Annotated in this window: 9 protein-coding genes; all 9 read right to left on the reverse strand. The window is 38.6% G+C overall.

All coding sequences use genetic code 11. The features are described 5' to 3' along the window. Position 1: 1 nt before the first annotated feature. Positions 2-2,356: a VirB4-like conjugal transfer ATPase, CD1110 family gene (locus tag HMPREF2613_RS08075; protein ID WP_070479968.1), complete on the reverse strand. Its 2,355-nt coding sequence runs from the start codon at positions 2,354-2,356 to the stop codon at positions 2-4. Then, positions 2,316-2,663, reverse strand: a complete 348-nt coding sequence (locus tag HMPREF2613_RS08080; protein WP_000197459.1) for a PrgI family protein — start codon at positions 2,661-2,663, stop codon at positions 2,316-2,318. Before HMPREF2613_RS08080 ends, HMPREF2613_RS08075 begins: the two co-directional genes overlap by 41 nt. Further along, complete coding sequence (locus HMPREF2613_RS08085) at positions 2,660-2,881, reverse strand: hypothetical protein (protein ID WP_001047223.1); 222 nt, start codon at positions 2,879-2,881, stop codon at positions 2,660-2,662. Before HMPREF2613_RS08085 ends, HMPREF2613_RS08080 begins: the two co-directional genes overlap by 4 nt. 61 nt (positions 2,882-2,942) lie before the next feature. Beyond that, on the reverse strand, positions 2,943-4,055 hold the full coding sequence (locus HMPREF2613_RS08090) for a hypothetical protein (RefSeq protein WP_070479969.1): 1,113 nt from the start codon (positions 4,053-4,055) through the stop codon (positions 2,943-2,945). Positions 4,056-4,096: 41 nt separating this feature from the next. Next, the gene (locus HMPREF2613_RS08095) at positions 4,097-4,843 is read right to left on the reverse strand and encodes a hypothetical protein (RefSeq protein WP_070479970.1); all 747 of its coding nucleotides are present in this window, start codon (positions 4,841-4,843) and stop codon (positions 4,097-4,099) included. Between the two features lie 27 nt (positions 4,844-4,870). Continuing rightward, positions 4,871-5,095, reverse strand: a complete 225-nt coding sequence (locus HMPREF2613_RS08100; RefSeq protein WP_000340303.1) for a hypothetical protein — start codon at positions 5,093-5,095, stop codon at positions 4,871-4,873. Positions 5,096-5,167: 72 nt separating this feature from the next. Continuing rightward, a complete protein-coding gene (locus HMPREF2613_RS08105) occupies positions 5,168-5,671 on the reverse strand; it encodes a hypothetical protein (RefSeq protein WP_070479971.1) in 504 nt (167 codons plus the stop codon). 63 nt (positions 5,672-5,734) lie between these two features. After that, positions 5,735-8,827 carry an SspB-related isopeptide-forming adhesin gene (locus tag HMPREF2613_RS08110; protein WP_070479972.1) on the reverse strand — a complete coding sequence of 1,031 codons (3,093 nt, stop codon included), beginning with the start codon at positions 8,825-8,827 and terminating at the stop codon, positions 5,735-5,737. Positions 8,828-8,850: 23 nt separating this feature from the next. Continuing rightward, on the reverse strand, positions 8,851-9,282 hold a 432-nt coding region (locus tag HMPREF2613_RS08115; protein WP_261673991.1), incomplete at its 5' end, for an LPXTG cell wall anchor domain-containing protein.

The raw sequence follows: 9,282 nt of genomic DNA on the forward strand, positions 1-9,282 counted from the left end.
TTTAACCATCTGTCGCAACCAATTGATACAGTTTGGTATCTTTAGGGATAGGATTTTCAAATGGGACAATGGTATCTCCAGCCACAATCAAACCAGTACCCTTTGCTTTTGGCCGCAAGACAAATCGCTCTAGTGAAGGCGTAAGAGGGATAACCTGCTCCAGGGCTTCCAGGTCCGTTCGTTTCAGCTTCAGGAGGGCTAGAAACTCACAGTTTGCGACTAGCTTTCTACCTTCTTCTGTAGATAAAACAGTCTCTGGATTCTGTGTAATCCCTGTTGGGATGGCTCCGTACTTACGAATACGTGAGTATAGTTCTGTAAAGAAGGTCGCTTGCAGTTTATTTTTGAAGTAGAGCTGCAACTCATCAAAGTACAACCATGTAATGGTTTTACCTTGGTTATTGACTACCTGGTTCCAGATAAAGTCCTGAATCACCAGGAGGGCAAATGGCTTCAATTTACCACTCAACTGCTTGAGATTGAAGATAATAAAGCGACTATTCATATTGACGTTTGTAGGGTGTGCAAAGATATCATTTGATCCAACCGTATAAGGTTCTGCCTTCAGCGCCAGATCCTTAGCAACGGCTTCAGGTTGACGTTCCAAAACCGCTTGCCAATCCTTAAAGGTTGGTTTTTCAAATTCCTCATAGGTCTGTCTCGTTACACGGTCAATCATCGCAAATTCATCGTCTGATACTTCAGAGAATATATTCTCAAACAGGGTTGATAAGAGGTTTGATTTTTGGCCAATCGGGTCACTATCTTCTGCCTGCAATTTATCCTTATCAGGTAGATCCAACAAGTTAAAGTGATGTTGTGATCCAGGAGCGATTGTGATGATTTCAGCACCTAATTCTCGACCAATATCACTGTATTCATCTTCAGGATCGACGATAATGGTATTATCTTCAGGGTAACGTAGTTTGGTAGGAATAATCTCCCCTCCTTTAGCAAGAACAGACTTTCCTGATCCTGAATTCCCAAAGATACAACCTGAACCTGTATTCAAGTCTTTCTTACGGTCAACTGTGATAGCGTTCTTAGATAGCTGATTCTGGCCATAATAAATTGCACGTGGACTGTTAGATCGAAGATCTACGTTGGTAAATGGAACTTGCGTGGCCAGGTTACTCGTAGTCATATCTCTCATAAAACGTCGTTTTACGTTGATAAATGGAATCCCAATCGGTAGAATCGTATTCAAGGATTCTTCCTGGTACAAGTAACACTTATCCAGTTCTACCGTATTCTTACGGACAGATCGTTGAACCTGCTCTGTGTAGATATTCAACTCTTCCAGAGTGTCAGCTATGAAGAAAATCGTCATCACACCTGAAAACATTTTTTGGTCATTGTCCTGGAGTTCTTCAGTCCATTTCTCTGTTTCGCGAGATGTCTCCACAGCTTTCCCACCAACGGCCAGGTCACTTCCATAACCTTCTTTTGCGGCAGCCTTCTGACTTTTGATCATTTCCCTACGTACACTTGACTTAACTGTCTTGATTTTCTTCAGGGCATCTGCAGTATCATAGGGCTTAGCATGCAGACTGATAGCCAGTTCAATTCCTGTATCCAGGATATTCTTAATCAGTTTGTCATTCAAGAAGGTAGGATATTGTCTAACATACATCACCCTTGCGAAACAATCATCAATTTTCATATGATCTTTTTCAAACTTCAGATAGTTTGGAGCTACAAAGTCCCTGGTGGATAATCCAGAAATAGCGATGTCTTCATAGTTAAAATCAATAAAACCTTCTCGCCTCAAGAGTTTTCGGAAGATAAGAAGACGATCCAATCCCTCTAACTCCTTAAAGGAGATTCCTAAGCCACTGTATTGACTTTCAATAACGCTGGCTGTATCATCAAGGATTCTTCTAGCTTGATGATCCTGGTCTGTTTGGGTAGTAATCGTCAGATATTTTTCTACCTTGAAGGTGTTTTGTTCCTGAGAAAAACGATCATTGATCATCGCATTGTATTCTTTACGATAATCATCATATCCGTCTCCAACCAATTCATAGCGAATAGAAGATAAGCTATTGCTTTCTACTCGACGATTCAGGATCAATAGCTGCATATCATTGTCAATGTCCAGCGAATTAAAAATATCAGCGCTTGTTTCAATAATATCAATTCGCTCATCATCTGTTGCAGTAATATAGCTTGTATCACCTAGGCGATAGGTCTTTGAAAATTGATCATTTGTAATTTTCATGAGGCCATCAGGCATCAACCATTGATAATTAAGACTATTCTGTGTAGATGCCGTCATGGTACGTCTTAGACGTTTGGCCCGTTCCCGTTCCTCCTTAGAGAGTTTCGGGGTTTTCTTTCGGCCGAATAAATTCATTTCTTGTGTATTCCTTTCTGTCATAATCTGTCTGATAAGAGCGTTCCTGCTTGGTTAACATGAAACGAACATTATCTTTAATTTTCTCATCGAAATAACACCCGAAAATAACAAAAGGCGCTAATAACAAAATATCAACGCCATAAAGAATAGTATCAGGTGCCTTCAGCCAATAGAGGATGGTTGTGACAACTACTGTCAATGCGATACCAAATAGTAGCACTAACTGTCTCAGTGTCATATACCCTAAAACTGGCCTTTCGTAGCTATCTAAAGCCTTTAAAAATTCACTGCCTAAACGTGTCATTCTGTTCCTTTCTTTCCATTATCTGGGCCGTAAAAGGTATCTACAATTCCTGCAGAGCGTAAAGCAGATTCCAATGCCGATCTCGCTAGCTCAGAAGCTGCAATACCTCTTACCTTCAATTCCCATAACTCTTCCTCTTTTTCCTTAATTAAATTATCCATCCAAGCATTGTCTTGCACAAGCTCATCTCGCCGTTGCTTGAGTTCTTCTAAATTCATACTTTATCCTTTCCATCAAAAAAACAGCTCTTCTTTAGAACTGTTTCATTACCTACTATTTTTATTTATTGAGAAGTCTTTGCCAGAACGATCGTTTTTGTAAATACTCTATCTTCTCTTCTGCTACATTTTTCAGTCTACGTAAACGTTGTGATTCATTGGTTAGACGTTGATTTTTAGAGATAATTTCTCCTTTTTCCTGCTTCAATCTTTGTTTATCTGATTCTAGTTTTTGATTATCCTTTTCTAACTTCTTGTAATACTCCTCCTCTTCGTGATAGTTTCTCAAGATTGTTTCGGCTTGCTTAATTTCTTTTCTCAGCTGGTTGACTTTCTCAGTTTTTTGATTGAAGTTCTCTTCCAACTTCTCAATTTTTGCCTGCAATTCCTGACACTGTTCCTCATAAGTTTTCAAAGTTTTGTACTTCCTTTCATTATCATCTAAAAAGACAAATGCTTCTATGTGGTATTTATCAAAATTCCCATACAGTTTATAGTTTGTTTCCTGATAAACTTTCCTCACTCTATCAGCAATACTTCTAACCTGTTCAGGTGAAGTAAATTCTTTAGGAACATAAATTTTAGTAGATTCAGGGAAGTGAGCTCTGGCTTCAAACAAGGGAATGCCTTCTTTAGCTAATTTTATCCGTTTAACAGGTTCTGGTCTTCTGGTGTTATAAAATTCAATTCCTAGTTGACCATTTAAACGGTAGTATTCAGAATAAGGATAAGTCTCATCAATATCAATCAAGAGCTTTAGAATAACAAAGTCTTCATCTTCAAATACAATCCGTTGCATCGGAGAAATAGCTTTAGGAAAAATATAAGCCGTATGATTGTCATATTCAATCTGAAATTTCTCAATAGTCTTGAAAGCCTCGATAAAAGCATTCAGCTCAGAGGAATACTCAAAGCTACTTTCTAGCCCCTTTAACGGGCTCTCTTCACCTGGATAGTAACTAAAGTATGGTTGACCTACATAGCGACCATCTTTTTTCTGACTACTTCTTGGATTGACCTTAAGACCTGTTTCCAAGTCAAAAAGAGTTGCCTGTTCTTTCGGCGTCGTAATAATTTGTGCTCGCCCCTTTAGAGCGAGTGCTTGAAAAGCATTCACAATCTCTTCTTCTCCAGATTCTTTCCGCCATACTGCATAAAACTTCGAAACAGCCATACCATCTCTCCTTCAGCATTATCTCTTCATTATACCATAATCTAGTTCACCTGCATGATATTTTTGGCCATTCGTTGGCTACCAAATATCATGACAATGTAAATAATTCCTTTTGCGATTGCTACGAGTGCAGTTATAAAAGCTCCAGTATTGCTAAGTGTCAATAAATCATTCGTGACAATGGCTGGGTAAAGCATGATTACAACCACTAGAATCAATCCCTGAAGGACAGCAGCAGCATAGAGCTTAAAGAAACCAAGGCAGATCGGGCGTAAGCTATCCACCATGTAACAAGCGACAATAATTTTAGCGATTCCCTTATACGTGTAAAGCGTAAAGGAGCGTAACAAGATCAACAACTTAGTCGATATCTGACCGACAAAATCAACAACCGCATAAACAATTTTAAAGAATGATTTCTCAATCATACCCAAACCTTTAAAATCTGGTGGCTCAGAACTGAAAGGATCTGTAGCATTCTTGGCTACTAACTTAATGATAACATTGAACAACCATGACAAGGCATCAAAAATCGCATCCACATAGAGGATAAAAAAGAGCGCAATAGCATATTTGAGGATTTCTTCAATCCAAAGCTGAAAAGACAGCTCCCCACCATTGCTTTTAAGTTGTTGGTGCCAATTCATGAGGTTGATCCCCATAAAAAGGAGAAGAAGCAAAATTGCTACCTTCTCCATCGATCCCGAAACAGTTTCCATCAATTCATAGGCTGTCGCATTATAGTCTTTCAGACTCATGGTTAGTTGATCAAGTGTGGATTGGTCCATAAAACCACCTCCTCTTTCTTCTTCATCCTAACCAAGAGATTGAAGACCTGTTGCTAAAGCTGTAAAGAGGGCTTTTAGAACGGCACCTAAAAGTGCACCTAGTATCAAACTTTGGATTCCTTTATCCTTCTTATCATCCAATTCACGTTTGATTCCTACTGCTAAGTCCCAGGCACCCCAAGCGGCCCAACCAATACCGATAATCCCACCGATATTCCCAATTTTGTTAATAAAATCTACAACTGCATCCATTATTTTTTCTCGCTTTCTTTTATAAAAAAGGTACTAAGAAAATTCCTTAGCACCTACATTGTTTATTCAATACTATGTTTCATCCGTTGGACGAAAGGTTAGAGAGAGGGCTGTAATCACAGCTAAGACAACGATAATAGTTGTTTCCCACCAATAGTAGATGGGGACCTTTTGAGGAAAGAAAAAGTTAGTCATAAGCCAATCTAACTGCTTCTCTACATCTGCAGAGGGACCTGATTTTGTTATCCAAAAATATATTTCCCAAAAAGCAGCATAGCCTAGGACAACTACAATCTTAAATACTACCCATCCAATTGCTGTCGCAATCAAGCTTTTAATCAGATTGAAGATAAAGAGGAGAAACATGAGTGGAGTCGCAACCATCAAAACGGCAGCTCTCGCAATTACACTCGGTAGATTCTTTATTCCTGACCAGATGGCTTTTCCTAGCCAACGTAGACCTTTTTTCCACTTCTTCTCTTCAGGTTTGGTGACTTCTGATTTTGTTTGAGTTGGGGTATAGTATCTATATCCACTTCTAGTCACATGTGCATCCATTTTCGTGTCCTTTCTCATCTCTCTTCCCCCTCTTTTTTATGGCTTCATTATACCATAGACGAGGGGGAATTTCTAGATGTTCTATTTTTTATGTTTACGAAGCCCTGCTCCTGCAAGACTCAACAATCCCAAAATCATTCCCCAAGTTGGAAGCATGCTTGCTGCTGTTCCAGTATTTGGTAGTGATTGTTTTGGTTTTCCTGGTTCTTCAGGTTTTGGTGATTCTGGAGTGTGGGTTGTCACTTTAGCCGTCATCTCTTGTAAATTGACTGTATTGATAAAGGTATTTTCAACCTTCCCAGCTGCAATACGTTCGACTTCGATATAAAAATCAACGTCAAACGTACCTTTAACTCCTAGAGAGTTCAAAAACTCTTTGTCAATAGTGTAAGCCCACTTACCGTCTTTTTCGTTCCATGTGACTTTAACGATTTTCTTAATAAAGTCAGAGTTTGCACTTTGATTAAACTCAAATTGGAAGGCATACACAGAGCCTTTAGCAATCTTGTCTCCTGCCTTAACCACTTTACCGTCAGACAAGACTACATCATAAGGAAGAACCAAGTCTTTTTCAGCAACGTATTCTGTACCACGAATGACACCAGACCAATTACCTGTGTATCTATCATGCTTCAAGTCAAGCATATCAATACCGTCATACCGGTAAAGAGTGTCGTGTTTAGAAGGAACAGTCACACCGTCCAAGAGGTAACGTAGGTACTCGCCAATTTGAATTTCTTGACCGTCACGAATCTTCTTATCGTCTTTATGATCCAAAGCGTGTTTTTCAGGTTTCAAGTCAGGAACTTGCACAGTTACCAAGTTAGAAATAGAGCCATTACCAAAGTCAATTTGGTTAAAGTCGTTTTTCACAATTTTGCCTTTTTCTACAAGCAAACGTGCAGGAAGCTCAATCGTGATATTCTTAGCTTGTTTCACATAGTTTTTATAGAATGAAGCAGAATCTTTCGCTACCCAAAGGTAAAATTCGCCTTTAGGATTCAAACCAGCTTCTTTCAAAATGCTTTGAATTTCTTTTGTACGTTGTTTTTCAGAAAGAACATGGTACATATTAAACAAAGCCTTAACGTCTTTACCAGTAGAATCCTTCATAGTGATTTTGCTGTCATCTACCTTGTAAGCACCATCTTGAACATCATCTGCCATAGCCCATGTCTTACCATAAGTTTTAGAATCAGCAGTAAACGTTGAATAAGGCTTATAATCAGTAGTCAAACTGAATTTTACATTCTTATCGAATGTATTAGCCCCATCAATATTATGTCCGAATGTATCAACAATAGCCTTTTTAGGTTTTGGAGTTGATGGTTTCACACGCAAGCGTGAATAGTTCACTTTTACAGTAGGAACTAAAGGCATTTCAGGAATTCTTTTCTTCTCTGGTGGAGTTGGAGGAGCTGGAATTGGGAGTGGTGTACGAGGTACAAACTCTTTTGGTTTCTCCAATTTAGGTTTAGGAATTTCCTTAGTGTCTTTTGGCTCGTACTTAGGTTTTTCAGGTGGTGTAGTCAAGACTGTTACAGGAACAGTTGCACTTGCTTTGCCAAACAATCCAACAGCCCAGTTTTCATCTTCAAAGATTTCTTTATCAGTTGGAACAGGCTTACCTTCTGCAATAGCTTTATTTTTAGCACTTTTACGAACATAATCAATATCAGATTGCGAACGTTTCCCTACTCCATTGTAGTAAGAGAGGTTCAATGTAGAACCATGCCCTACAGAAAGAAGTGAACCAAGTGGAATATCTGACTCGTCTCCAACGTTTTCGTAATGTTTACCATCAGCAGACTTATGTTCGCCCTTATAGTATTCTTTCCCATCACGAGTGATTTTCTTAATTTCTGAACCTTTTGGATTGAGGACAAGCCCTTCTGTTCCATCTTCGTAAGTCAAACGCAACTCTTGTCCCCAGTCAATGTCATTGAACATTGAAGCAATAGTCAAGATAGCTTTTTGTTTGTTTTTTTCTAGGAAGAACTCAATTTTAGGATTGAACTCAACTAAGTTCCAAAAACCAAAATTGATAGAACCATCTTTGGCGTATTCATAAATTTTAATTTTTGTGTCTGTCAATGATTTCCCATTTTCAACCCATTCTTTTTCAACTTTATTCAAAGTGAATTTAGCAGAGATTTTTTCCCCTTTTTCATTTTCAGCAACGTTATGAATCGTGAAAGAATCGCCTGATTTTGGCTCTTGAAGTTGACCTAACAAACCTTTACCTTTAACGATAAGGTCTTTACGACTACCTGAGATAGTTGAATCGGCATGAAGTCCAATATAGTCTTTGACCTTCATCAATCCTTCTAACCCTTCAAATGAAGCAGTCATTTTTTTGTAGTAATTGACGCTTCCACGTTGGCTTTCGTCGTAATCGCCGTAAACCGTGATATGAGGTTTTTCAGCTTTTACACCCTTCTTAGCAAGTTCTTCTTTTTCTTTGTTGTACTTAGCAAGATCGCTTTCATATTTTGCTTGTTTTTTTTCATAATCAGCTTTTAAATCAGCGTTGTCCTTTTCAACCTGTTTATTATAGGTTTCTTGGTCTGCTACAGCTTTTTTGTAGTTAGCTTCTTTTGTAGCGTTGTCCTTTGCGATACGCTCATTTTCAGCTTTGGTATCAGCTTCTTTTTTAGCATTGTCAGCAAGAATAGCCTTATTTTCAGCTTCAATACGTTTGACTTCTGCTTCATGATCTTTTACAGCTTTTTCAAACTTATCTTGTTTATCCTTGTTTTCTTTTTCGATTACTTCACGTTCTTTAGTAGTTTTATCAACTTTAGAAGAATAATCAGCAGTCACAGCTTTGACATCTTTTTCCTGTTTAGCATAATCAGCTTCAATTTCTTTCTGCTTACCTGCTACTGTTTCAGAGGTTGCAACACCTTTGTCCTGAACTGCTCCAACTTCAACTTTAACGCCTACTTTTTTAGCGTCTGTTACAGCTTTGTCAAGATTGTCATGAGCAATAGGAACTTCTACTTCTGTTTTCTTTTCTACAGCAACAGGCTTATCAGTTGAAACTTCATCAGCCGATACAGTACCATTAAACGCCATACCCAACATTGCAAGTGCCAAGATTACTCCACAAGCTCCTGCAACTTTTGTTTTACGGATTGAACCGAACGCTTTAGTTTCTTTTGTTTTAAACATACTTTCTTTTCTCCTTTACTTAATTAAAATAGTTTCTTCTTGTAGAAATAACTAACTGCTGTCAATAACATTCCACCGATTGCAGCTAGGAAACTTTTTTCTGTTCCTGTGTTTGGAAGGGTTTTGAGCTTACCATCTTTGTCTGTAACAGAGATAGTCTTATCTTCGTTGACAGTACCACCGACCTCTTCAGGAGCAACCACTGAACCATCTGAAAGAACTACGTTTCCGTCTTGGGTGCTAACAATTGACGCACCTGTATTTGTTTCAACAGGAGCTTTTGTCACATCATGAACTACTTGACCTGTTGCGGTTGAAGTAGTCCCGATTTGTGATTTTCCTTGCTCATTGGCCTCATCTGTTGTTTTTGGCTTTTCAGCTTTTGGCAATTCAGGTTGGACTTCTGGGTTACCTTTGTTGGTTACTACCGCTTCAGAGAGCTCTGGTTGAATTGC

Origin of the sequence: Streptococcus sp. HMSC070B10 (genome assembly GCF_001808665.1) — a bacterium.
Lineage (GTDB): Bacteria > Bacillota > Bacilli > Lactobacillales > Streptococcaceae > Streptococcus.